Consider the following 24,718-nt stretch of genomic DNA (forward strand, 5'->3'; position numbering starts at 1 on the left):
TGAAGTAGTGAAGAATTTAGTAAAAGTTGTTGTTTTTCTAATCAGTATGGTGAGCATAGCTCAGGATGATCAGGTTTTTGATCAAGCCAATACGCTTTATAATCAAGAAGAGTATCAGAAAGCTATTGATTTATATAAATCGATTTTAGATAAAGGTCAGGAATCGGCAGCGTTATATTATAATTTAGGTAATTCTCATTATAAGTTAAGTAATGTTGGGTCCAGTATCTATTATTACGAGAAAGCCTTGGAGTTAGCACCTAATGATGAGGATATTAAAAACAACCTTGCTTTTGCTAATAACGCTACTATTGATGCAATCGATGTAATCCCTGAAGGTGTAATTTCAAGAACAATCAATGGTTTTACGAGCATGTTTAATTTCGATATGTGGGCGTGGATTTCGATACTTTTTGTAATGCTTTTTGTGATGTTGTTTATACTGTATTATTCTGCCAGAATATCCTCTAAGAAGCGGTTGTTTTTTCTAGGTTCTTGGATTTCTTTGTTCATTGGCTTATTCGCAGTATTCTTTGCTTTTAAGCAATATAATTTTATAAAAAACAATCAATACGCTATCATTTTTGCCCAAGAAACTACGGTAAAAAGCGAACCTAATTTACGAAGTGAAGAGGTATTTGAACTTCATGAGGGAACCAAGGTTAAAGTAACTGAAACGGTAAACAATTGGAAAAAAATCAAATTAGCTGATGGAAAAATAGGATGGATCCCGGCAACAGATCTTAAGGAGTTGTAAAAATCACTTTTTAAAAGCCTGAATTTTACCTTTGGTAGCGCTTCGCCATAACCATTCCAACGGACCATACCTATACCTTTTTAACCATAGCTTACTTACTATAGCCTGTAATGTAATAACTAATAAAGCGATAAGTACGAGATACATCGTCTGCAACTTTCCTAAAAGCCCTAATCCCCATCCAAAAAGTAGAAAAGTACCGATAATGGATTGTAACATATAGTTCGTCAATGCCATTCTGCCATATGATTCAAAAAAAGAAAAGAATTGATATCCTCTTTTTTTTTGATACATTAGAATAAAACCGCAAAGAATGATTGATGTTAGTGCAATATTAGACCAATCATAAGCATTGATACCAAAAACGTGTAACCAGTTTTCAAAGTTGACTGGTTGCGATGAAATCAAAAAGATAGCTATAGTTATTAAAAGCGTAATCACAAATAGGATGAGTCCCCATTTCAACCATTTTTTTACCAGTAGTTTTTTTTCTTTTATCTTTTGAAATAGGCCAATTTTTCCAAGCCATAAACCAATAAGGAAATACCCAAATGTAAGATAGAATCGTGCAAACAATCCTATCTGAAAGTCCATTTTTTGTAACATTCCCTGACTTCCGTTTATCGCGAACACCTCTGTAATACTTCCTCCTTTTAATGTAGCTATATAGTTTAAATTTGTTACGGTATTAGCCTCTGTTATGGGTGCTAGTCCAAAAGCACTTTCAGTACCCAGAATTCCATAGGAAATGAATCTGGGAACACTAATTAAGAACAGACCAGAGACTAACAATATCCACTTGTTTGGCAAACGATAAAAAGGAATAAGAAAAGGAGCTAATAGGGCATATATAGTTAGAATATCTCCCTTATAAAACAATTGATGAACATATCCAATAATGAATAGTAAGAATGCTCTCCAAAGAAATTGTAAATCGAAGTTTTCATTTCTTTTAGATGCACCGTTCATTTGTATAAAGAAACTTAGACCAAAAAGGATTGAAAATAAAGCAAAGAACTTACCAACTATAAAGAAACCAATAACCCCACCAAGTACTTGATCAAAAATACTATTAGTAACCTCCATTAGATTTTCGGATGGTGGAGATGCAATATATTGTTCGTTCATATGGACCAAACACACTCCAGCCAATGCAAAACCTCGTAATGCATCAATTATTTTGATTCTATTAGATGTAGAATTCTCCAAGACAATTAAAATTAATCTATTGAAACCGTTTAAACAAATACTAAAAAGTTAAATTCTCTCAACATTTTTTGAAATATACTGCTGGTAAAAAAATCTCTTTTCAGTATATTTATATATAGGAATTTTACGATTGATTTAACAGATTTTTGAAAGTATTACTATTACTTTTACAATCCATAAAAAAATGTATGCCAACTATAAAAATAAAAATAGCTAAATCCTTGATTTTTGTCGGTTTTCTTTTCTATTTGGGAAATTATGCTGTCGAATTATTTAATTTTTATAGTGGTGATAAAGATTCAATAGCACATATCATAGAGGACACAGAAGAAAAATCAGAATCCAACGAAAAGGATACTTCTGAAAAAGAAGACTTAAAAGAAAAAGATAAGATTTCTCAATATACAGATGATAAAAGCGCAAATGTTGCTATACTTACTTTAAATGATTATCCAGCGTTAAATTATGGACACTTATCCGTGTTTCTTGAGTATATTACACCTCCTCCGGAATACTCGTAATTCTTAGTACATATTCTTCTTATCCTCTACTGTTCCAAAATATGAAGAGGACATTTTGATTTTTTAATCACTGTAAAAACCTAATTGCCTGATTTTTGGCAACAACTTAATCATTAAATTATGAGTATTTTTAAAAATTTAAAAAAAGACCTTCCCGCAAGTATTGTAGTGTTTTTTGTGGCACTACCCCTATGTTTGGGAATTGCATTGGCAAGTGGAGCTCCTCTTTTCTCTGGTGTTATAGCAGGAATCATTGGAGGGATTGTTGTTGGAGCTTTAAGTGGTTCGCAGATAGGAGTCAGTGGACCAGCAGCTGGATTAGCAGCCATTGTTCTTGCAGCTATTTCTTCTTTAGGAGGGTATGAAAACTTCTTGGTTGCTGTTGTTTTAGGAGGATTAATTCAATTGATTTTTGGAATACTTAGACTTGGAATTATTGGATATTATTTTCCCTCTTCGGTGATTAAAGGCATGCTTACCGGAATCGGAATCATTATTATTCTTAAACAAATACCATATTTCTTTGGTATTGATGCAAACCCTGAAGGAGATTTTGCGTTTCTTCAAATTGATGGAGAAAATACTTTTACTGAATTATTAAAAACGCTGAACGCACTTTTGAGTGGAAGTTTTAATGTAGGCGCTGCTATTGTGGCGCTCTTAGGTTTAGGTATTTTAGTTTTATGGAGTAACGTTTTATCTGAAAAGGGAAAATTTTTTCAATTAGTTCAGGGACCACTGGTAGCAGTAGTAGTAGGGATACTTTTCTATGTGTTTACAAAAGATGGTGCCATCGGTATCACGGCTGAACACTTGGTTTCAGTACCGGTACCAGATAGTATTGATAGTTTTTTAGGGCAGTTTGCTTTCCCTAATTTTGCCGTAATTACTAATATTGATATATGGATTACAGGTTTTACAATAGCGTTAGTGGCGAGTTTGGAGACATTATTATGCGTAGAAGCAACAGATAAATTAGATCCAGAAAAAAGAGTAACACCTACCAATAGAGAATTACTTGCACAAGGAACAGGTAATATGATCTCTGGATTAATCGGTGGATTGCCAATAACTCAAGTTATTGTGCGTAGTTCTGCTAATATACAATCAGGTGGTAAAAGTAAAATGTCTGCTATTATTCATGGGTTTTTTCTTTTAACTTCGGTTATTTTAATTCCAACCTTTTTGAATATGATTCCACTTTCTGTATTAGCGGCAATTCTTTTTATTGTCGGATACAAACTGGCAAAACCATCAACGTTTAAGGCTATGTGGGTAGCGGGTTGGAAACAGTTCGTTCCATTTATAATAACTGTTTTAGGTATTGTGTTTACAGATTTATTAATAGGAATCGGGTTAGGTTTAGCAGTAGGAATAGTAATTATTTTATTTAAAAGTTACCAAAACTCTCACTTTTTACATATTGAAGGAAAGAGTAACGGAAAGGATAAAATTAAAATGACTTTAGCAGAAGAAGTTACATTTTTTAATAAAGGTGCTATCTTAAAAGAACTGGATCAATTACCAGAATATTCTGATCTCACACTGGATGTTACCAAGACAAGGTATTTAGATAATGATATCATAGAAATATTACAGGATTTTTCGGAAAAAGCTAAGAACAGAAATATTGATATCCATTTAGTATCTGACCGTGGAGTAGTAGACAATCCTGATGACTACATTCAATTTTTTAAGTTAAGACCTAAAAACAGCATTAATAAATAAAGTAGAGAAAATTATGAAAGCACATACAAAAGAAACGCAAGCGACCATGACTCCTTTGAAAGCAGTACAGTTTTTAAAGGAAGGTAATGGAAGATTTCAGAATAATTTGAAGGCGAATAGAAACCTTTTGGAACAAGTGAATGAAACAAGAGATGGGCAGTTTCCGTTTGCAACGATACTAAGTTGTATTGATTCTAGAGTATCTGCGGAGCTGATATTTGATCAAGGGTTAGGAGATATATTTAGCATAAGAATAGCTGGTAATTTTGTAAATAAAGACATCCTTGGTAGTATGGAGTTTGCTAGCAAACTGGCAGGAACAAAATTGATATTAGTTCTGGGGCATACAAGTTGTGGTGCGGTGAAAGGAGCCTGTGACGATGCTAAATTAGGAAACCTTACCTCATTGTTAAGTAAAATAAAACCAGCCGTAGCGGCAGTTAGTAAGCCAACTGATAGTTCCCTAAGAAATTCTAAAAATTTAGATTTTGTAGATGAAGTAGCGGTTAAAAATGTACTGATGACAATCAATAATATTCGTGAACAAAGTGACGTATTGAAGGAAATGGAAGACAATCAGGAAATTATTATTATGGGCGCTATGTATGATGTTAGTGATGGAAGTGTTCAATTTTTTGACAAATAGATTTTCTAAAATTATATTAAAATATGCCGATACTATTTAGTATCGGCTTTTCTGGTTACTTTATGTCAAACATGTGAAAGAACCGTTGTTTGTACTACTAGTGATTTCCAGCAATTGGCTACTCAAATACTAGAAATTGCTTCCCTTTTCATAATAAGATTAGGTCGTGCTGTATATGCGTCAGACAGGAATGTATACTATGGAAGAAATGTTTTTGGATTTAAAAAATAGAAATATCCGAGTGCTTTTCGTTAGTTTATTGTAACAACCAAGATATATGATGGAATGAATTGATATCATTCCGGAGTTTATTCCATAATCCGATATTTTTAAAAATTTCACCAAGTGTTTGTTATATGTAAAAGAGGATAGTAAAAAACAATCTATGTCCACTTGAAAAATGAAAGTGCCTTGGTAAAAGTTGCTAAACATTGTTGTTTTCACCTTCATCAGGTTCGCTTTTCAAAACATTAGGTAATACCATTGGTGCAAGTTTTTTTACAGGCAAATATAGAATTGAAGACTTTAGGGTTTCTTGTTTTATAATTCCTAAACTCCTATTACCAGCATCTACAAAAATAATAACAACACTAGCTATAAATGCAAACTTTAACACCCCAAAAGCAGCTCCTAGAAGTTTATTTAGAACACCCAACGAAGCGAAATCTGCAATTTTAGTTAATAATTTACCTGCAAGTGATATCAGGACAACTACAACTATAAATGTAATTGCGAACGCAGTAAGTTTCATAGCACCATCTCCCCAATTTACGTATTTTTCTAAATATCCTCCTGCAAGATGAGAGAAATGTACAGCAATATAGATCCCGGCAACTAAGGCTACTAAAGACGCAAGCGAAACAAATAAACCTTTACTAAAACCTCTGATGAGCCCCCATAGTAATAATATCCCCAAAATGATGTCTAAGTAATTCATCCAATTATTTTCTTTTGACTAATATAATGTTTTAAATCAAAATCTTGCACCCCATATTAGAACAGATACTACTATTAAAACATAGATGTATAACGATGGAAAGAAGTTAATTGGGGGAAGCGAGATCTTCAACTTTTGTGATAATGAATTTTTGTTTTAAAAATATAATATCAAAGCTTCTTCAAACTAGGCGTTCAATCATATGAAATCGTATTTTTGCAAAAAAAATCTAATGACCAGAGATGAGAAGTTAAAGGAAAGATGGGAAGAATTAGTAACCAAACTGTCCAATCAGTTTGCAGATGGTGAAGTGCTGGATCTGGATGCAATAATTTATTTAATTGGAGTGCAGGAATTAGGACAGGTACATCGTAAATTTAAAAAAGATGAGAAATTAGATTTAATGCATATTGCAATCTGCAGACTGTTAGAACCTTATGGTTACTATGAGTTTGATTATTTTGATAAAGAAGGATGGCCTCATTATACTGTTAAAGAGCAGCTGCCTAACCTTAAAGCAGGAGAGCAATCGATTCTGATGAAAGAAGCAATTGTGGGATATTTTGTTTCAAGTGAATATATTTTTTAAAAGATACGCAACCTTTTAAGAGTAGGTTCATCTTTGGTTATATAATGTAACAAAATCACTTTTATGAAAAAACTTATTTTATTATTGACCGTTTCATTTTCTATTTTAGCAATTTCCTGTAGCAATGATGATGATGGAAATCAAGATCCAATAATAGGGTCTTGGAAATTATCTCAAGAATTTGAAAACGGAGAACTGATTACATCAGACCCTTGTGACTTAGAGGGAGTTGTAATATTTAGTGAAGATGGAAGTTTAAGGTCAGAATTTTATGAAGAGAATGGAGATGGAAATTGCGAATTGGCTCCAGATGGTGTAGATACAGGAACCTGGATAAATTCAGGCGACAACGTCTACAGCTTTACTGTAGATGGGGATACTTCTGAAGAAGAGATAAACTTTTCTGGAAATACTTTTTCTATAGAGTATTCAGATACTTTTGATGGTCAAACTACGGAGTACAGAGATGTCTTCGTCAAGATTTAATCAGTATTCATAGCAACTTATTAAAAAAGACGCTCTACCAGAGCGTCTTTCTATTTGATGTAAGCAACATCCTAAACTTCTTAAGGGTTTTTGAATAGATCGCTTTTAAATGTTTCTTATCAGAAGTTCATTAATCATGTAATTATCTACGCATCGCATACCAGCAAGCCGAAGGAAGATTACTAATTAATTCTTTTAATCCCTTCATATCAATGATCAAGATTCCAAAAAACAGCTTTTTCATATCGGCATTTTTTTAAATTAAACAATAAAATAATGACTAACTCTTAGTCATTTACCAGTTGTTTGCATATATCGGTTATGAAATGTTATTTAGGGAAAATTGGTAATACAACTTAAGTTGTACTTATCTTTTTATAGATTACTAAAAATAACTAATTTATATGTTTTTGTCAAGTTTTTTAACGAGCTTTAACGCACTTCATAATTTGTATTCCTAAGGAACACCAAAATGAGATACCTTTCTGAACTTGAAAGTTTTATTGTATTGTTTTTTAAAGTTGATTTAAGAAGAACTACTTTTTAAGCTTAAGTCATTTTTCTAATGTTATTATAAAAAGAAATGCTCACAAATAGTTTTAATGATCTTAAGGTACCTAATGATAGTGGACCGATTTATCAGGAGACAATTATGGGTAGGTTTCCAGTAGAGCCATTTAATACGATCAGTAATCTTGTATTTCTATTTATCATCGTATACTTTGTGATACGCATCTACAAAAATCCGAGACAACATTTGTTTCTTACCTTTAGTCTACCAATATTAACCATTGGCTTTATCGGTGGAACATTATTTCACGGTACTAGAAGTCATCAGGTGTGGTTATTTATGGATTGGGTGCCTATTATGGTCTTGTGTATGTCGGCAGTATTTTATTTCATTTTAAAATTATACGGGATTTGGTGGAAAAGGATCTTGGTGTTTACTATAGTTTTTAGCGCTTCTATTGCAGTAAGAATGCTTCCAATTCCTTCTGTAGTTAGAATTTCCTTAGGGTACGTGATTACAGCAATTACGGTGTTACTTCCAATTATCCTCTATCTTATAAAAACAAATGGTCAGCATAAAGAAATGATTATTTTGGCCTTTGTTTTCTTTGTGATAGCGGTAAGTTTTAGGAGTGCAGACACCTTTTGGGAAACTGATTTTTTGTATATGGGTACACATTGGTTATGGCATCTATTTGGGGGGGTATCGGTTTTCTTTTTGATGCAGTTTGTTTATAAAGATAAACTAGAAGAAAATGGGGATTCACAGACAACCTAACCAAAAAGAAAAATTTTTGAGTTGAAAAAAGAAACTTCTATTACAGTTTGACCTTTAATTGTTGTATTTTCTATTTAAATTTGCCTTTTACATAAGAAAAAGATCATGATCGATAAGATTAAAGAGTATATAGCTGAGGTTGAAGAATTCAAGGCGAAGTCCAAAGAAGAAGTTGAAGCATTCAGAATAAAATTTTTAGGGCGAAAAGGTATCGTCAAAGATTATTTTGAAGAGTTTAAAAACATTGCAAATGATCAAAAAAAAGAATTTGGTCAGATCATTAACAACCTTCAGAATAAGGTAAAAGATAAAGTTGAATCCTTAAAAGATGAATTAGAGTCCAAAGAGGAAGAAAAAGGACCTTATGGAGATTTAACACGTCCGGCAGAGCCGATTGTATTGGGATCCAGGCATCCAATTTCTTTGGTGAAGAATCAAATCATAGATATATTTTCACGGATTGGTTTTAACGTAAGTGAAGGTCCAGAAATAGAGGACGACTGGCATAACTTTACTGCATTGAATTTACCAGAATACCATCCGGCACGTGATATGCAGGACACATTTTTTGTACAAACGAATCCTGATATTTTGTTACGCACACACACTTCTTCTGTGCAGGTACGATATATGGAAGAGCATAAGCCGCCAGTAAGAACAATTTCTCCTGGGCGAGTCTATCGTAATGAGGCTATTTCTGCAAGATCACATTGTTTCTTTCATCAGGTAGAAGGTTTGTATATTGATAAAGACGTTTCATTTGCTGACCTTAAACAAACATTACAATATTTTACTACAGAAATGTTTGGCAAATCTAAAATCAGATTGCGACCATCCTATTTCCCATTTACTGAGCCAAGTGCGGAGGTAGATGTATATTGGGGATTAGAAACAGAAACCGATTATAAAATGACAAAAGGAACAGGTTGGTTGGAGATTATGGGTTGTGGAATGGTAGACCCTAATGTCTTAAAAAATTGTAATATCGATCCAGAGGAGTACAGCGGATTCGCTTTCGGTATGGGAATTGACCGTATAGCCCTATTATTATACGGAATCTCTGATATCCGTATGTTAAGTGAAAATGATGTACGTTTTTTAGAACAATTTAAGGCAACATTATAGTTGAAAAAGGATATAGAAATACCGGTTGTTAAGAATGTCTATATTGCTGTTCTAAAAGAATGGAATGAGGAGTTTGGTGGATATGATTGGAATTCTTATATCATTAATGACCAGGAAATATCCATAGAAATGGTCATGGTAGTTACCAAAGGATATGATACCCAAAGAAAAACATCTTTACTGAGACACGGTATAGGAACTCTGAATGCCAAATCATCCGCTAAGATCGAAATGATTCAGGAAGAATTGTTTTCAATGAATAATGAATTTGCCGTAACATTCTTTGCTGATGGAAAGCTTTTTGATAAAAAATTTCTTTTTAGAAAAAATACCATTAACGAAAAGGCTTTTCGGGATCTTCCAGTGATGGAACAACGAGGAGCTTTAATCACATAAGTTACTTCTTTTCTTACAACTAAATTAGTTAAATAACTCGTTCAAAACAGGTGTAAACCCCGTGACTAGGATTTACATGAATAGTACTTTAGTGTCGGATTTCCCAATTTAAAATTTTATTAGAAAAAGCAGCTTTTTAAAGTAATTAAAAACGGAAAGCAGTTATATCATATATCCCCTAAGCGATTGGAAAGCCAACGGCCAATTGTAATGGGGATTTTTTAATCTTAAAACCTAAATATTATGAAAAAAGTATTTTTTTTAGTTGTAACAATGACACTATGCATTTTTTGTGCGTGTGAGAAAGAAACAGTAGCGAATACCGCGGTAGATGATTCTGTTACCATAGATAGCAATACGTTGCTGGAAGCCGATGGAAAGGCCCGCTGGGGTAGGTGCTATTATTTTGTAAGAAGAGGATTGAAGATAGCAGGAAACTGCTATTCACAATTTCCTGGCATATGTGATGTATATAAAATATGCATACCTGATTTAATTTTTGATCCTTGTCAATTGGTTCCGTGTTGGATCGAAATATTGGATCCGTGGATTATTTATGAAAAAATTGATCCCCGAGAATTTATTTCTTTTAGGGATAAATTGGATATTAAAATTGATCCAAGAGAAAATGTATTTCCATTTGCGCTGAACGAAGGTGTTGCAGGATTACAATTTTATCAAGATGAAGGTTTCTTGAGAGATAATACTTTTTATCTGGAAGAAAACCTTGTGCTGGATGCAGAAACTTCCAAAGCGCTTGGACTTCATGGTAATGTAATTAAAGCGGGTACTTATCCAGTTATTATTAATGAAGAAAACAAAACTTTTAATGCGATACTTTCAGTAGAGAAAGGCTTTGAGCGTTAATCCGGATCCAATTGTTGGCAAATGAACATGACTGTTTAAAATAATGTTTTAAACAGTCATGTTTTTACTTAACAATGATAGTAAGTTATATGAAACTACTCGTTTATTTCAAAAACTATAGGTAAAGAATACATTACATTAACATTAACCCCATCTTGTACTCCTGGTGTCATTTTAGGTAATTTGTTAATAACACGTTTAGCTTCAACTTCAAATTGAGGGATTGGTCCTCTTGCTGCGACATCTACAACATTACCTTGATTATCAATTTTGAATTTAACGTAAATTTTCTGACGTCCGGTAAGACCAGATGCTTTTCCAACTTCAGTGTTAAATTCATTACCAACTAACTGTGAAACGTTTTTAGAAAAGCATTTTTTCGCTTCAGTTTGTGATAGGTTTTCGCAACCAGGATAGACAGGGATCTTCTCTATAACTCCAAAAGGAATTTCTGCATCAGCTACAACATCCTGGAAGAAAGGTTCAGAAAAACCATTTTCTGTAGTTAATAACAACAACCCTTTTAATGCTTTTCTTTCTTCTTCAGTCATTTCTCCTTTTGCAGCAATGGATTCTTTTAGTTCAGCTATATTGTTTAAGATGGTACTTTCGGATTTAGAAACGCCATTTGAGTCGTTTGCTAATTGCGCATTAGCATCTTCCGTACATGAAGTATAAACTAACATGACAGAAATCACGGGCAGTAGTAATAAATACTTTAATTGAAAGATTTTTTTTGATTTTGATTTTTGTAACATAATAAGTCGATTTTTGATTAATGAATGATTAAAAAATGTATTAATAAATGAAATTTTTTCGGTTTGAAAAACCTGTGATAATAGGTCTTGATAGTATTCTTTTTTAGTAGTCTCTACTATAGCTTTTGCATCTGCGATATATTCCTGAAGCATCGTCATTCTACTTTGGTATATATATACCAAGGGATTAAACCAAAATAAAACGCGCAGTATTTCAAAGAAAATGAGATCCAAAGAATGATATTCTTTGATATGCACTTTTTCATGTAGTAAAATGTTGGTTTTTTTAACTTCAGAAAGAGATTCACCAATAAAAATTGAATTAAAAAAAGAGAAAGCAATCGTGCTGTTTGGTATAGCAACAAGATGGATGCTTTCTAATTTTGAGGAATTTCCGGTTTTCTTAAGAATTAGTATTCTATAGCACTTATAACAAAATATAGAAAAACTAATGATCGCTCCCAGACACCATAAGTACATTAATATTTTGGAAAAAGTGAGATATTCAGAAATAGAAGCAGAATTTCCTATAACTACTTCATAAAGAGAAACTTCTCGAATATTTTGATTACCTATGAAAACCGATGGTAGCTGAATTATATATTGCTGTGGTATATATTCCTGAAGAAATTTAATTTTCACAAAAGGAAGAATACAACTTAGAATAGGAGTAATGATGAGGTAGGCACGATTCCAGTTGAAAAAGGTTTCCTTTTTAAGGAATAGATCATACATTACCAAAAACAGTAATTGTATCGCCAGTATTTGTAGTACAAAATGTATCATATTATTCTTCTTCTTTATTAAGTTCACGCATGGCTGTTTCCATCTCAGTGATGCTGATATCATTCTTTTTCATAAAAAAAGAAACCATACTCTTAAAAGACCCCTGAAAATAACCATCGATCAGTTTGTTAATACTTTGGTTACTATATGCTGATTTTTTAACCAAAGGGATATATATATGAATTCGACCTTCTTTTCGATAATGAACAAAACCTTTATCCTCTAATATTCTAACAATAGTAGATATAGTATTATATGCCGGTTTTGGTGCTGGCAATTGTTCGAGAATTTCCAGAACACCTCCTTCTTCTAAATCCCATAGGATTTTCATAATATCTTCTTCGGCTTTGGTCAATTGTTTCATAGACGAATTTTTAAAAATTCAAACTAAAGTGTTAGTTTGAGATTGCTAATGTAAACTATTTTTTTAGTTTGAACTAAAAAAATAGTTTAAAATTTTATTTTATGAGAATTCAAGACAAATTTTTATTTATGTTAATATGAGTAAAAAAGAAGGTTAAAAGGGTAGTCTATCGATTAAAATTCAGTAGTTAATGATAATTAGGAATCTTATGTTCTAAACATTTTTAAGAAATGAGAATACTAGAAATTACTTTACTAATCGTTATTACGATTTTACCCTTTGTAAAAAGGCTACTATTAAGAAAAACACAAAAAAAGTATATGTTATCTTTCATATTAATACTTACTTTTTTACATCTAAGTATTGATGGGTGGAGATGGCAGATGTTACCTGCCTATTTACTAATAATAATTGTTATTTGGAGAATATATAGAATTAATATTGAAGTCAATTCAAAACCTTCATTTATAGGGATTTTTGGATACGCAATAGTAATTCTTACACTTATTCCAATGTGGTCTTTACCTTTTATATTAGCTGTTTTTTCGTTACCGGAATCCACAGGCAAGTATGATGTTGGAAGTAAATGGATGCATATACAAACAGATCGAGAGGAGTTGATAACTAAAGATTCTTTGGATAAAAGAGAGCTGATGGTTAAGGTATGGTATCCTACAAAAGATGTTTTTGATATAAAAAAAGAAAAATATATTGATGAGGCGAATCGGATAGGGTTTGTCAAAAAATATAGTATGGGGGTTTTACCTCCTTTCACAATAAATTATTTAGATCGTATTGAAACAGATGTTTATCGGGATGCACCAATTGGAAAGAAAACATTTCCTGTCTTGATTTTTTCTCCAGGCTATGGTTCTATGTCTACTGGTTATTATTCTTTATTGACAGAAATCACAAGTCACGGGTATATTATTATAAATGTAACACATACCTATGAGAGTTTGGGAGCTACTTTTCCAGATGGAGAGATGAAATTCTTCGATTACGAATATCTTTCAAGAGAAGATGCATCATCTATGAAACATATTGCACCGATAAAAAATGCTTTTACAAAAGATATTTCTTTCGATGAACGTCATAGAATAATTAGGGAGTCATCTAAAGGTTATTTTGCGACCAAAATAATAAAGAGATGGTCTAATGATTTAATTGCTGTTATGGATACATTAGAAAACTGGAATGATAAAGGATTTTTTAAAGACAGAATGGATTTGAATAAAATTGGAGTTTTTGGTCATTCGCGAGGAGGAGGAGCTGCAGGTCAGGCAATGATAAAAGATAATAGAATAAAGGCTGCGGCAAATATTGACGGTATTCAGTGGGGAGAAATGATGGATACGATCTATCAAAAACCATTTCTTCATATTTCTTCAGATTGGCCAGCGGATCATCAGGATATTAATTCTCATGTCTATATAAATAAGAGTAATGATTACTTCTACGAAAGTAAACTACTAAAGTCTGGTCATCCTAATTTTATGGATATTCCTCTTATGATTCCGATAAAATCGTTAGCAGGTACCGGCGCTATAGATGCTAAATTGGGTTTAAAAATAACAAATGAATTGCTACTCGAATTCTTTGATAAACATCTGAAAAATAAGACAAAATCAGATCCATTCATAGTAAGTAACAGGTATACATTATTAGAAATGAATGTTTATAAAGGAGATTCTATTCAATGATAATATTGGAAAATAATTGTTTACTTTAGGGTTACAATGTTTACCTCTTCGGTTTAATCTACACTAATAATCGAAGGACCTCATAAGACCACAACTGCCAATAGTTGATAATGGTCATGATGTTCTTTTTTATTTTTTAACTTAAAACCATGTAATCATGAAAAAACAATTTTTAGTAATTATTGGAGCTATTTTATTTTCATTAGTAGCTTGTCAAAAAGAAGATGTTGCAGAAGAAGTAATTTTTCCTGACACAACCGGGGAACAAGATCGTGTGCTTCTTCAAGGAAAAGCATCTGGAGAGTTTTGTAGATTTACGCTACAGTTGAATGCAAAAAGTGTCACGAATCCTATCACAGGAATACAATCGTGTGAGTCTTCCTTAGGTGATGTCTGTGTCATTGTAGAATGTTTGCCTAATCCTTTTGTTGAAATAAATCTTCCTCCGGTTGTTTGGGATCCTTGTCAAATTATTCCCTGTGGTATAGACTTTATGGATCCTTGGATCATAAATGAAAAGATTGATCCGAGAGAATTTAGGTCTTTTAAAGATATTTATGGATTGAAAATGGACGAAAAGGCTGAAGGTGTACCATTTTCAATGAACGAAAATATATTAGGGGTACAATTTTACACTCAACCGAAACTCAGTACTGAAATAGCGTTAGGAGAGCCTAATCCGCAACCAAATGTATTTTATCTAAAAAACAAGATCATTCTGGATAAGGAAGTTGCTAAAAAAATGGGATTGAAAGGAAATATCATCACACCCGGAAAATATCCGGTTCTTTTTAACAAAGAAAATAAAACCCATAATTTAATGGTAGTAGTAGAACGTGGATTTTAATCCTTGATAAATATAACAACAAACAAAGCCAGTTTTACTAGTAAAACTGGCTTTGTTTATTGTTTGAAAATTCGAACTAGTATCCAATTTTTCCTCGTACTCTAGAAAGCACCTTTGCAGCTACTTCTGAAGCCTTTTTAGCACCAATAGCTAAAGCTTTGTCCACTTCTTCCAGATTTTCCATGTAGTAGGAATAGCGTGTACGTTCTTCTGAGAACTTATCTATCAAGAGTTGATATAAAGCTTGTTTTGCATGGCCATACCCATAGTTGCCTCTTTGATAATTTGCTCGCATCGCTGCTATGTCATTTTCAGTTGCGACCAATTGGTATAAGGCAAACACATTACAAGTATCAGGATTTTTGGGTTCTTCTAGAGGGGTGCTATCTGTCTGGATACCCATAATTGTTTTGCGCAGTTTTTTATCTGGTAAAAACAGATTAATTATATTGCCCTTGGATTTACTCATTTTAGCTCCATCAGTACCTGGTACGTGCATAGTGTCAGAACGAAATTGTGCTTTTGGCAACACAAATACTTCTCCCACCTTATTATGTACTCTTTCGGCAACATCTCTTGTAAACTCTATATGCTGTTCCTGATCTTTTCCGACAGGCACAATTTCGGCATCATATAGCAAGATGTCCGCAGCCATCAACATTGGATAGGTAAATAACCCTGCATTGATATCTTCTAATCGATCTGCCTTATCCTTAAATGAATGTGCCAATGTGAGTCTCTTATATGGAAAGAAACAATTGAGATACCACGCCAATTCGGTCACTTGTGGCACATCGCTTTGTCTGTAAAAAACCGTTTTTTCTATATCTAAACCAAAAGCCAGCCAGGTCGCAGCAGTAGAGTAGGTGTTCTCTCTCAATATTTCTGCATTTTTAATTTGCGTTAAAGAATGCATGTCTGCAATAAATAAAAAAGAATCATTCTCCGGTTGATTTGCCATCTGAATCGCAGGAATTATCGCTCCTAATAAATTCCCTAAATGAGGTGTTCCGGTACTTTGAACCCCTGTTAGAATTCTTGCCATAATATTTTTATAGTTTGTGGCAAAGGTAATTTTTTTGTTCAGATAGCTCAAAGCAATTGCGTATTTTTGCACCTATGTTTATCTTTAGATACATATTGATTCTTCTTTGGCGTATTTGGTTTTATGCGATGATGGGAATACCCATTATCATCATGTTTCCTGTTTTGTTGATTTTTACTTCCAGAGAACAGTGGTACTCCCAGTTTTTTATGGTTGCAAGGTTTTGGGCTAAAATTGTCTTGTATGGTACAGGCTTTATCCCAAGAATAAAAAAAGAAGCTGAAATAGACAGACATAAGAGTTACATGTTTGTGGCTAATCATACTTCTATGACTGATATTATGTTGATGCTTTATTGTGTTAAAAATCCTTTTGTTTTTGTTGGTAAAAAAGAACTGGCAAAGATTCCGATATTTGGGTTCTTTTATAAACGAACTTGTATTCTTGTGGATAGAAACAGCCAAAAAAGTAGAAAAGAAGTTTTTGATAGAGCGCAGGCCAGGCTACAAGATGGAATAAGTATTTGTATTTTTCCGGAAGGAGGTGTCCCAGAAGATGAGTCGGTACTACTCGATGAATTTAAAGATGGTGCTTTTAGATTGGCTATCGATCATCAGATCCCGATACTCCCATTAACATTTCTTGATAATAAGAAACGATTTTCATACACATTTTTTAGCGGAACTCCGGGACGGATGAGAGCATTTATTCATAAAGAAATCTCAACTAAAGGGCTAACCCAAGAGCATAAAAAAGAACTAAAAACAAGTATATATAAAATTATTTTAGATAAGCTTCAATCTAATCATTTATAGTATAAAACCATATCGTTAAAAACAAAAGCTGTTCCTCCCCAGAAACAGCTTTGTCATCATTGCTTCCCTAGAGCAATAATTCAACCTAACCAACTAAAATAACCTAAAACACACGTAGTTACTTTTCTTTTTCATTAAATCAAAACTTAAAACTTATCCCGGTATATATTCCAAAATAATAGGGCTTAAAATCTTGGGCGCTTTCCTTAAATCCATTGAACTGGTACTTAAAGATAGGCTCCATATTAATTTGAAATTGATCAGATAATTTATAATCAAAACCTATACCAATATTTCCGCTGAAGCTTATGTCATTAACCGTATCCTCTCTTTCTACATTTTCGTTTTGAAAACTACCAGCAATGATCGACACCTCTTCATCTTCAAGGAAAAGCGTACTGACTCCTCCAATCATATGAATCCCTATTTTAGAATCCGTAAGTGAATATTTAAGCTCTAGTGGTACTTCTATATACCCAATACTATGATTAAGTAATCCGGGGTTTTGAGATTTTACCAAAATTTCATCATTAACATCTACTGGTGCAGGAGCAAAGCTGGCAGGCCCACCTTGATAATCTGATACAACAATACTTTGTTCATTGGTAAGACTATTATCTCCTCTGGTTATAGAAGAAATACCAAACCCTACATCTTCTGTATTGTAACCAACGTCAACTTTATGAACTCCTGATCGTACAATAAATCGTTTACTAATGGCGTATGCTACCTGAACACCATAACTAAGGTTCACTTCGCCTTGCTTGTTATTATCAGAAAACTGAGGATCTATGGAAGAACCTCCGAAAGAATCATAATATACTGGTGCAACATTTGGTGATATATTCCATTTTTTCCCGTTGTTAGTTTCTGCTACAACAGTTTCTTTTTGCTCTTTATCTTTTATAGCATCAAAAATCGATTTTTTATCATTATCCTTACTTTGATTGGTATTTTGATTAGAAACCTTTTCATCATTCAAGTTGGTAGCTTTTGTATTATCTGCTACAGACTCTTTTATTTCATCTTGTTTATTACTGGGGCGAACATAAGAATTCTTTTTTTCAGTAAGATTTTCTAATTCTTTGTTTGAGGAAGTGTTATTTCCAACGATTTCATTTTTAGTATTTTCATCCGAAAAAATACCATCAGAAGCTTTTTGTCTATCTTTATTGAAAGCACTTGTGTTTTTCAAATCAGTGACTGCACTTGTAATATTGGTCTGTTGTTCAGATAAGATTTTGTTCTTCTTTTGATTGCTAGAAGTTGTTATACGTACATTTTTTTCTGTTTTTGAAGCGTTCGGCAGTTCTTTTTTATCTGAGGTGTTTTTGGTAATTAAAGTAGCATCTTTTTTCTTCGAAATTGAATTTTCGGTAGCTGTTCGTATATCAAAAGAAGTATCTTTTCTATCGGTTGTTTGTAGCGAATTTTGAGTGATGGCTTCATTATCACTATTAGAATTTTTGGAAGTACCATCATTGTCACGAGATTCTTGATTTTTTTGGACATCTACCAATTCATCTTTTGCAATTACATGGTTCTTGTTAGGTATTAGGTCTTTATTCTTTCGGTCTTCGGTAACGACAGCAGGATCTGGTATAGTAGTGTCTTTTAATAGAACAGAGCCTACAGTGATCGTGATTGCAATCAATGCAGCAACCCCTGCAATACGATACCAAAAAGGGATAAGTAGTACTCGTTTGCGATCTTTATTTTTTTGTGCTTGGATCTTTTTCCAGACAGCATCGTCAGGAGCTACTTCAAAATTTTTGAACTTCTCCTGAAACAATCTATCAATATTTTTTTTATCACTCATATTCATCCTTCAATTGACTGAACGTGGTGTTCTTGTTTGGTTTCTATTTTTTCTTTTAAAATTTTTCTGGCTCTTGCTAAATTAGATTTAGAAGTACCAACAGAAATATGTAACATTTCGGCAATTTCTTTATGAGAGTAACCGTCAAGGACATAAAGGTTAAAAACTAATCGATACCGATCTGGTAATTGCTGGATAATGTCTAGGAGATAATCCAGAGAGACATTATCTTCGTCTACTTCGACTTCTATATCTTCGATTTGTTCTTCACCAATAATTTCAAAAACCTTTTGTTTACGATACTTTTGCAGGGCAGTATTGATAGTAACTCGTTTCATCCACCCTTCAAAAGAACCTTTGTTTTTGTACTGTTCTATTTTATTAAAAATTGTAATAAACGCATCTTGCAAGGTGTCTTCAGCACTTGCATAATTATTAGAATACTTTAAGCAGATAGAAAATAGTTTACTACCATATAGCCTATACAGTTGTTCCTGTGCCTTAGCATCTTGTTTTTTACAGTTTTTTATGAGCTGGTCTAAACTCACGAACAGTTTTTGTTTTCGTTAACACAATAAATTCGAAATATTAATCTATAACTGGAACTTCTCTAATCAAAAATTCATTTTCACCCTGATCATTTCTTCCTTGCCAAAATCTAAAAATATAAGAATCTTCAAAGCCAACTAAAAAGTTAAGCGAAGCATCAATTAAATCTGTTTCTTCAAGATCTTCACATTGACGATCATTAACTACCACATTGACTACAGAAACGGTTCGTTCGTTAGAAAGTCTGTCGTAATCAAATCCACTAAAAGAATGACAATCAGAAGGTCTAAAATAGGAGACAGTAATTTCATACGTTTCTCCTCGTATAAACTGATCTGGAATATCTACCTGTTCAATAGGCACTAATTCATAGGAAAAATTAATACCGGTATCATCATCATTTAAACAACTTGTCAAACAATTTGACAAAATAATCAACGCAATTATTGTTATCTTTTTCATATTAATAAGTTTGGGGTTCTACATACCAAATTGTATCATATAGATGTAATTAATGGCGTATGGTTGCGTTCAAATCAAATAAATTTTAGGATATTTTACACCTATAATTTGATACGTATTTATCTGTAAATGTAGGATAAAAGGTATAAAAAATCCCGAAGACTCGGGATTTTAGTAGTTTTATGGAGTGAAAATGTTATTCATTCACAATATTTATAGCTTCTTTTATCTTTTCCTCTAGTTCTTCCATTAGTTCAGGATTATCATTGAGCAAGGCTTTTACAGCATCTCGCCCTTGACCTAATTTTGTATCTTGATAACTAAACCAAGAACCACTTTTTTTAACAATTTCATAATCGACACCAATATCTATTATCTCCCCCGTTTTAGATATTCCCATACCATACATAATATCAAATTCTGCTGTCCTAAATGGTGGGGCAACTTTATTCTTAACAACTTTTACACGGGTTTTATTTCCTTGTACTGCACTGTTACTATCCTTAATTTGTGTGGATCTACGAATATCTAATCGTACAGAAGCATAAAACTTAAGTGCATTACCACCGGTAGTAGTTTCTGGATTACCAAACATTACCCCGATTTTTTCACGAAGCTGATTGATAAATATGACTGTACAGTTTGTTTTGCTGATGGAACTAGTTAGTTTTCTAAGAGCCTGAGACATCAATCTGGCGTGCAGTCCCATTTTAGAATCTCCCATTTCACCTTCGATTTCGCTTTTGGGTGTTAACGCAGCTACAGAGTCAATAACAATAATATCAATTGCTCCTGATCGGATTAAGTTATCGGCAATCTCCAATGCTTGTTCTCCATTATCAGGTTGAGAAATAATAAGATTATCTATATCAACACCTAACTTTTCCGCATAAAACCGATCAAATGCATGCTCTGCATCTATAAAAGCAGCAATTCCACCAGCTTTTTGTGCTTGTGCAATCGCATGAATTGTAAGTGTGGTTTTACCCGAAGATTCAGGACCGAAAATCTCGACCACTCTACCTCTTGGATATCCTCCTACACCAAGAGCTAGATCTAATCCTAGTGATCCTGTAGAAATCACCTCTACCTCTTGAACCGCAGAATCACCCATTCTCATCACGGTACCTTTTCCGTAGGATTTATCTAGTTTGTCTAAAGTTAGTTTTAACGCTTTTAATTTTGCATCTTTTTCTTTTTCAGTACTCATGCGCTTACTTTCTTTTGTATTTGATTTTCGCTAAAATACTACAAGTTTTTTGCATACCCATTTCAAAAATTACACTTATGCAACTAATTTATTAACAATGACTATGGGTCTTCAAAAACAAGAATTTGCTCCTTTTAAAATATAGCAACGCAACCTTTTTTCTTTTTGTGCATCTTCATAAAAAGCAAAAACTAGAACAAACTGTGAGGAAGGAGGATGAAGATGAAGTTTCTTAAAAGAGTCGTAAGACACAGTCTTGCTGGATGCATAATTACTGCTATCAGTAATTGCATTGTAGAAGGTGGTTAGCTTCGTTATTTGATTTTTAGTCGTTTAGATTAAGTAAATTAATTAAATAACGAATTAGCCCAAAAAATGCCTTGAAGTGGTTTTCAAGGCATTTTTTTGTTATTTAGCTAGCTTCTTTAATTTCTAAAATCCCTCTGCCCAAGCATTTCCGCCATCTGCGGTACACTGATCTCCCAGACTCTGTATTGCAGCGTGATTGTTTTCGTTTGCTGATCCTACAAACCAAGAACTGCCATCAGAACAAGCGCACCAGACAGCTGTCATTCCTCCTGGTGGTAATTTACCTCCTGTACTATTTTTTTGTTCCGTTTTTTGGATCTGTTTTACGTTGTTTAAGTTTTCAATTTTTTTAATCATGATTCTATTTATGTTTAATAATTGTGTGGTTACCTAATGATTTGTTTTGTTACCCACATTTTTCAAAAAATTAATTAATTCTTATAGCATCTGCGACAAATTTCAAGGCATTTTTTTATTCAACTCTATACTATTCTTGTATATTAAATAACGATTTGTACTTTTGCAGAAAATAATTTCTTTTAACTTAAAATTAGTATAGCATGCAACTGTACAATAAATTAAGTGCAAAAGAGAGAGCGGCTCTTATCGATGAGGCAGGCACAGATCGTCTTACACTCTCTTTTTATAAATATGCACATATAGGGAACACCGAAATTTTCAGAAATCATCTTTTCATTCATTGGGATGAACTTGACGTTCTTGGCAGAATTTATGTGGCCAAGGAAGGAATCAATGCGCAATTGTCTGTTCCTGCACCAAATTTTGAAGCATTCAAAAAGCACTTAGACAGTATTTCTTTCCTAGAAAATGTGCGATTAAATATTGCTAGAGAACAAGACGTAAAATCATTTCTGAAACTGAAAGTTAAAATTCGAAAAAAAATTGTTGCAGATGGTTTAAATGATGAAACTTTTGATGTAACGAATAAGGGAGTACACGTAGATGCTTCAAAGTTTAATCAATTAATTGAAGACCCGGATACTGTATTAGTAGATATGCGTAATCACTACGAGAGTGAGATTGGTCATTTCCAAGGAGCGATAACTCCAGATGTAGATACATTTAGAGATTCTTTGGATATTATTGAAGAGGATTTAAAAGATCATAAAGAAGATAAAAAACTCGTAATGTATTGTACTGGTGGGATTCGGTGTGAAAAAGCGAGTGCCTACTATAAGCATAAAGGCTTTAAGAATGTATTTCAGTTGGAAGGTGGAATCATAGAATATGCCAGACAAGTTGAAGAAAAAGGCTTGGAGAATAAATATTTAGGAAAAAACTTCGTTTTTGATCATCGAAGATCAGAAAGAATCTCTGATGATGTAATTTCTAATTGTCACCAGTGTGGAAGTCCTTGTGACATGCATGTTAATTGTGAAAATGAGGCGTGTCATTTGTTGTTTATACAATGTGAAGCCTGTGCTGTTGCCATGGATAATTGTTGTTCTCTAGCATGTAAAGAAATTAACAGTCTTCCGTACGAAGAACAAAAAGCATTAAGGAAAGGGAAGGGCAATAGCAATAAGATTTTCAAGAAAGGTCGTTCTGAAGTTCTAAAATACAAGCAGTAATGCTAAAATGATTTAGATGCTATGGTTTTAAAAGAAATCATAGTATCTTTATCGATTAAGATATCGAATGCGAAAGTATTGGATCCAAGTAAGAATCATATTTGCTGTGTTTTATCACAGACAAATTACAATATAGCAAGAGAATATGGGGTGTAGTAGTTGTTCCTCAGGGAAAGACGGACAACCAAAAGGATGTAAAAATAATGGTACCTGTGGTTCAGATGGTTGTAATAAATTGACTGTTTTTGATTGGTTATCGAACATGTCACTTCCTAGTGGTGTGGCTCCTTTTCATTGTGTAGAAGTTCGTTTTAAAAACGGGCGTAAGAGCTTTTTCAAGAATGCAGAAAACCTGTCTTTAAGTATTGGAGATGTCGTAGCAACTGAAGCTTCTCCTGGTCACGATGTTGGTATTGTGTCACTCACTGGTGAGTTGGTGCGTATTCAAATGAAAAAGAAAAAGGTAGACATAGATAGCGAAGATGTCAAAAAAATATACAGAAAAGCATCTCAGAAAGATATTGATATTTGGCAAAAAGCCAGGGATAGAGAACAAGCTATACAAGTCAGATCAAGGGAAATTGCGATTCGATTAAAGCTGCAGATGAAAATCTCTGATATAGAATTTCAGGGAGATGGATCTAAATGTACTTTCTATTATACCGCAGAAGAACGTGTAGATTTTAGACAATTAATTAAAGAATTTGCTCAGGAATTTAGTACCAGAATAGAAATGCGCCAGATAGGTTTTCGCCAGGAAGCTGCTCGTTTAGGAGGCATAGGTTCTTGTGGTCGAGAGTTATGTTGCTCTACTTGGCTTACAGATTTCAGGTCAGTAAATACAAGTGCTGCCAGGTATCAACAGTTATCATTAAATCCTCAGAAACTGGCAGGGCAGTGTGGCAAGCTTAAGTGCTGTCTTAACTATGAGTTAGATGCTTATATCGATGCTTTAAAAGAATTTCCAAAAACCGAAATTAAGCTTCAAACTGAAAAAGGAATAGCTGTATGTCAGAAAATCGATATTTTCAAAGGGTACTTATGGTATGCATATGAAGGAGAGTGGATGAATTGGCATAAGATTTCTGCAGATCACGCCAATGAGATTATTGAAGCAAACAAAAAGAAAGAAAAGGTTGCGGGTCTTGAAGAATTTGCAATAGAGCTTATCGAAGATACTAAAGTTGATTTTGAAAACGTTGTAGGACAGGATAGTTTAACTCGATTTGACCAACCCAAAAGAAGTAAGAGAAGAAGAAATAAGAATAGAAATAGAAATAAAAAGAAAGTATCTACAGAAAAGCAAAAACCTACCCCACAAAATTCAAAAGAAGGCAACGTTGGAGGGAGAAACTCAACTAGTAAACAGAAGAATCAACGCAATAAAAAACGTAAACCGCAGCAGCGCAGGAATAATGATAAATCCTAAGTTTTTTACATTACTTTTTATAATAATTGGGCTTGCTTCTTGCGATAATGCCCGTGTTTTTGACGAATATAAAACGGTATCGGATTCTTGGGAAAAAGATGAAAAAATTAGTTTTGTTTTGCCAGAACTTGATTCTTTAGAAAGGTATAATCTCTTTATTAATATAAGAAATACAAATGACTATAAGTTTAGTAATTTGTTTTTGATTAGTGAGATGGAGTTTCCTAATGGCAAGATAATTACAGATACATTGGAGTATAATATGGCAAAACCAAATGGAGAATGGTTAGGTATCGGTTTTACGGATATAAAAGAAAGTAAACTTTGGTATAGAGAGAATGTAGTTTTTTCAGAAAATGGAACGTACAAAGTAGTATTTGAACATGCAATGAGAAAGAATGGAGAGACACTCGGCATACACTCTTTAGAAGGAATCACCGATATAGGTTTTAGAATAGAACTTGCAGAAAACCCTCAATAA

Annotated in this window: 26 protein-coding genes; 16 read left to right on the forward strand and 10 right to left on the reverse strand. The window is 33.2% G+C overall.

Annotation, left to right across the window (positions count from 1 at the left end; genetic code table 11):
• Window positions 1-7 precede the first annotated feature (7 nt).
• Window positions 8-757 carry a tetratricopeptide repeat protein gene (locus ACWGOQ_RS00110; protein ID WP_452056511.1) on the forward strand — a complete coding sequence of 250 codons (750 nt, stop codon included), beginning with the start codon at window positions 8-10 and terminating at the stop codon, window positions 755-757.
• A 3-nt stretch (window positions 758-760) separates the two neighbouring features.
• Here ACWGOQ_RS00110 and ACWGOQ_RS00115 read toward each other — a convergent pair whose 3' ends face one another.
• A complete protein-coding gene (locus ACWGOQ_RS00115) occupies window positions 761-1,966 on the reverse strand; it encodes a DUF418 domain-containing protein (RefSeq protein ID WP_452056512.1) in 1,206 nt (401 codons plus the stop codon).
• Window positions 1,967-2,154: 188 nt separating this feature from the next.
• Between ACWGOQ_RS00115 and ACWGOQ_RS00120 the strand changes: the two genes are divergently transcribed.
• The 3 genes from ACWGOQ_RS00120 (at window position 2,155) to ACWGOQ_RS00130 (ending at window position 4,861) form a co-directional block, all read left to right on the forward strand.
• Window positions 2,155-2,487 (forward strand): hypothetical protein, encoded by a 333-nt coding sequence (locus tag ACWGOQ_RS00120; RefSeq protein ID WP_452056513.1) that lies wholly within the window; start codon window positions 2,155-2,157, stop codon window positions 2,485-2,487.
• A gap of 126 nt (window positions 2,488-2,613) precedes the next feature.
• The gene (locus ACWGOQ_RS00125) at window positions 2,614-4,215 is read left to right on the forward strand and encodes a SulP family inorganic anion transporter (RefSeq protein ID WP_452057197.1); all 1,602 of its coding nucleotides are present in this window, start codon (window positions 2,614-2,616) and stop codon (window positions 4,213-4,215) included.
• A gap of 13 nt (window positions 4,216-4,228) precedes the next feature.
• Complete coding sequence (locus tag ACWGOQ_RS00130) at window positions 4,229-4,861, forward strand: carbonic anhydrase family protein (RefSeq protein WP_452056514.1); 633 nt, start codon at window positions 4,229-4,231, stop codon at window positions 4,859-4,861.
• Window positions 4,862-5,285: 424 nt separating this feature from the next.
• Here ACWGOQ_RS00130 and ACWGOQ_RS00135 read toward each other — a convergent pair whose 3' ends face one another.
• Window positions 5,286-5,798: a CvpA family protein gene (locus ACWGOQ_RS00135; protein WP_452056515.1), complete on the reverse strand. Its 513-nt coding sequence runs from the start codon at window positions 5,796-5,798 to the stop codon at window positions 5,286-5,288.
• Window positions 5,799-6,030: 232 nt separating this feature from the next.
• On the opposite strand from ACWGOQ_RS00135, the gene ACWGOQ_RS00140 reads away from it, so the two are divergent.
• The 6 genes from ACWGOQ_RS00140 to ACWGOQ_RS00165 all read left to right on the forward strand — a co-directional run bounded on the left by ACWGOQ_RS00140 (window position 6,031) and on the right by ACWGOQ_RS00165 (window position 10,549).
• Window positions 6,031-6,387: a hypothetical protein gene (locus ACWGOQ_RS00140; protein WP_452056516.1), complete on the forward strand. Its 357-nt coding sequence runs from the start codon at window positions 6,031-6,033 to the stop codon at window positions 6,385-6,387.
• Window positions 6,388-6,450: 63 nt separating this feature from the next.
• Window positions 6,451-6,873, forward strand: coding sequence for a lipocalin-like domain-containing protein (locus ACWGOQ_RS00145; protein ID WP_452056517.1), 423 nt, complete (start codon window positions 6,451-6,453; stop codon window positions 6,871-6,873).
• Between the two features lie 583 nt (window positions 6,874-7,456).
• The gene (locus tag ACWGOQ_RS00150) at window positions 7,457-8,161 is read left to right on the forward strand and encodes a ceramidase domain-containing protein (RefSeq protein ID WP_452056518.1); all 705 of its coding nucleotides are present in this window, start codon (window positions 7,457-7,459) and stop codon (window positions 8,159-8,161) included.
• 105 nt (window positions 8,162-8,266) lie between these two features.
• Window positions 8,267-9,286, forward strand: coding sequence for a phenylalanine--tRNA ligase subunit alpha (gene pheS / locus ACWGOQ_RS00155; protein WP_452056519.1), 1,020 nt, complete (start codon window positions 8,267-8,269; stop codon window positions 9,284-9,286).
• Window positions 9,287-9,682 (forward strand): hypothetical protein, encoded by a 396-nt coding sequence (locus ACWGOQ_RS00160; RefSeq protein ID WP_452056520.1) that lies wholly within the window; start codon window positions 9,287-9,289, stop codon window positions 9,680-9,682.
• 243 nt (window positions 9,683-9,925) lie between these two features.
• Window positions 9,926-10,549, forward strand: a complete 624-nt coding sequence (locus tag ACWGOQ_RS00165) for a hypothetical protein (protein WP_452056521.1) — start codon at window positions 9,926-9,928, stop codon at window positions 10,547-10,549.
• Window positions 10,550-10,644: 95 nt separating this feature from the next.
• On the opposite strand, the gene ACWGOQ_RS00170 is transcribed toward ACWGOQ_RS00165, so the two are convergent.
• Together ACWGOQ_RS00170 and ACWGOQ_RS00175 are read right to left on the reverse strand one after the other, a co-directional pair.
• On the reverse strand, window positions 10,645-12,093 hold the full coding sequence (locus ACWGOQ_RS00170; protein ID WP_452056522.1) for a M56 family metallopeptidase: 1,449 nt from the start codon (window positions 12,091-12,093) through the stop codon (window positions 10,645-10,647).
• A 1-nt stretch (window position 12,094) separates the two neighbouring features.
• Entirely contained in the window at window positions 12,095-12,457 is a 363-nt protein-coding gene (locus ACWGOQ_RS00175; protein ID WP_452056523.1) for a BlaI/MecI/CopY family transcriptional regulator, read from the reverse strand.
• A 230-nt stretch (window positions 12,458-12,687) separates the two neighbouring features.
• On the opposite strand from ACWGOQ_RS00175, the gene ACWGOQ_RS00180 reads away from it, so the two are divergent.
• Both ACWGOQ_RS00180 and ACWGOQ_RS00185 read left to right on the forward strand, forming a co-directional pair.
• Window positions 12,688-14,160, forward strand: a complete 1,473-nt coding sequence (locus ACWGOQ_RS00180; RefSeq protein ID WP_452056524.1) for an alpha/beta hydrolase family protein — start codon at window positions 12,688-12,690, stop codon at window positions 14,158-14,160.
• A 157-nt stretch (window positions 14,161-14,317) separates the two neighbouring features.
• Complete coding sequence (locus tag ACWGOQ_RS00185; protein WP_452056525.1) at window positions 14,318-15,007, forward strand: hypothetical protein; 690 nt, start codon at window positions 14,318-14,320, stop codon at window positions 15,005-15,007.
• A gap of 76 nt (window positions 15,008-15,083) precedes the next feature.
• Here the strand turns inward: ACWGOQ_RS00185 and trpS are convergent, their stop codons facing one another.
• The gene (gene trpS / locus ACWGOQ_RS00190; RefSeq protein ID WP_452056526.1) at window positions 15,084-16,052 is read right to left on the reverse strand and encodes a tryptophan--tRNA ligase; all 969 of its coding nucleotides are present in this window, start codon (window positions 16,050-16,052) and stop codon (window positions 15,084-15,086) included.
• A gap of 74 nt (window positions 16,053-16,126) precedes the next feature.
• Here trpS and ACWGOQ_RS00195 point away from each other — a divergent pair, with 74 nt between their 5' ends.
• Window positions 16,127-16,867: a lysophospholipid acyltransferase family protein gene (locus ACWGOQ_RS00195; RefSeq protein WP_452056527.1), complete on the forward strand. Its 741-nt coding sequence runs from the start codon at window positions 16,127-16,129 to the stop codon at window positions 16,865-16,867.
• 139 nt (window positions 16,868-17,006) lie between these two features.
• Here ACWGOQ_RS00195 and ACWGOQ_RS00200 read toward each other — a convergent pair whose 3' ends face one another.
• The 5 genes from ACWGOQ_RS00200 to ACWGOQ_RS00220 form a co-directional block, all read right to left on the reverse strand.
• Window positions 17,007-18,686 (reverse strand): hypothetical protein, encoded by a 1,680-nt coding sequence (locus tag ACWGOQ_RS00200; RefSeq protein WP_452056528.1) that lies wholly within the window; start codon window positions 18,684-18,686, stop codon window positions 17,007-17,009.
• Window positions 18,687-18,688: 2 nt separating this feature from the next.
• Entirely contained in the window at window positions 18,689-19,234 is a 546-nt protein-coding gene (locus tag ACWGOQ_RS00205) for an RNA polymerase sigma factor (protein ID WP_452056529.1), read from the reverse strand.
• Window positions 19,235-19,274: 40 nt separating this feature from the next.
• Complete coding sequence (locus ACWGOQ_RS00210; protein ID WP_452056530.1) at window positions 19,275-19,697, reverse strand: hypothetical protein; 423 nt, start codon at window positions 19,695-19,697, stop codon at window positions 19,275-19,277.
• Between the two features lie 196 nt (window positions 19,698-19,893).
• Entirely contained in the window at window positions 19,894-20,907 is a 1,014-nt protein-coding gene (gene recA, locus ACWGOQ_RS00215; RefSeq protein ID WP_452056531.1) for a recombinase RecA, read from the reverse strand.
• A 432-nt stretch (window positions 20,908-21,339) separates the two neighbouring features.
• The gene (locus tag ACWGOQ_RS00220) at window positions 21,340-21,573 is read right to left on the reverse strand and encodes a hypothetical protein (RefSeq protein WP_452056532.1); all 234 of its coding nucleotides are present in this window, start codon (window positions 21,571-21,573) and stop codon (window positions 21,340-21,342) included.
• Between the two features lie 203 nt (window positions 21,574-21,776).
• On the opposite strand from ACWGOQ_RS00220, the gene trhO reads away from it, so the two are divergent.
• The 3 genes from trhO (at window position 21,777) to ACWGOQ_RS00235 (ending at window position 24,718) form a co-directional block, all read left to right on the forward strand.
• Window positions 21,777-22,808, forward strand: a complete 1,032-nt coding sequence (gene trhO, locus ACWGOQ_RS00225) for an oxygen-dependent tRNA uridine(34) hydroxylase TrhO (protein WP_452056533.1) — start codon at window positions 21,777-21,779, stop codon at window positions 22,806-22,808.
• A 145-nt stretch (window positions 22,809-22,953) separates the two neighbouring features.
• Window positions 22,954-24,237, forward strand: coding sequence for a PSP1 domain-containing protein (locus ACWGOQ_RS00230; protein WP_452056534.1), 1,284 nt, complete (start codon window positions 22,954-22,956; stop codon window positions 24,235-24,237).
• Window positions 24,224-24,718: a gliding motility lipoprotein GldH gene (locus ACWGOQ_RS00235; protein WP_452056535.1), complete on the forward strand. Its 495-nt coding sequence runs from the start codon at window positions 24,224-24,226 to the stop codon at window positions 24,716-24,718. The genes ACWGOQ_RS00230 and ACWGOQ_RS00235 overlap by 14 nt, the downstream gene beginning before the upstream one ends.

The sequence above is a fragment of the Aquimarina ulvae genome (assembly GCF_053613295.3).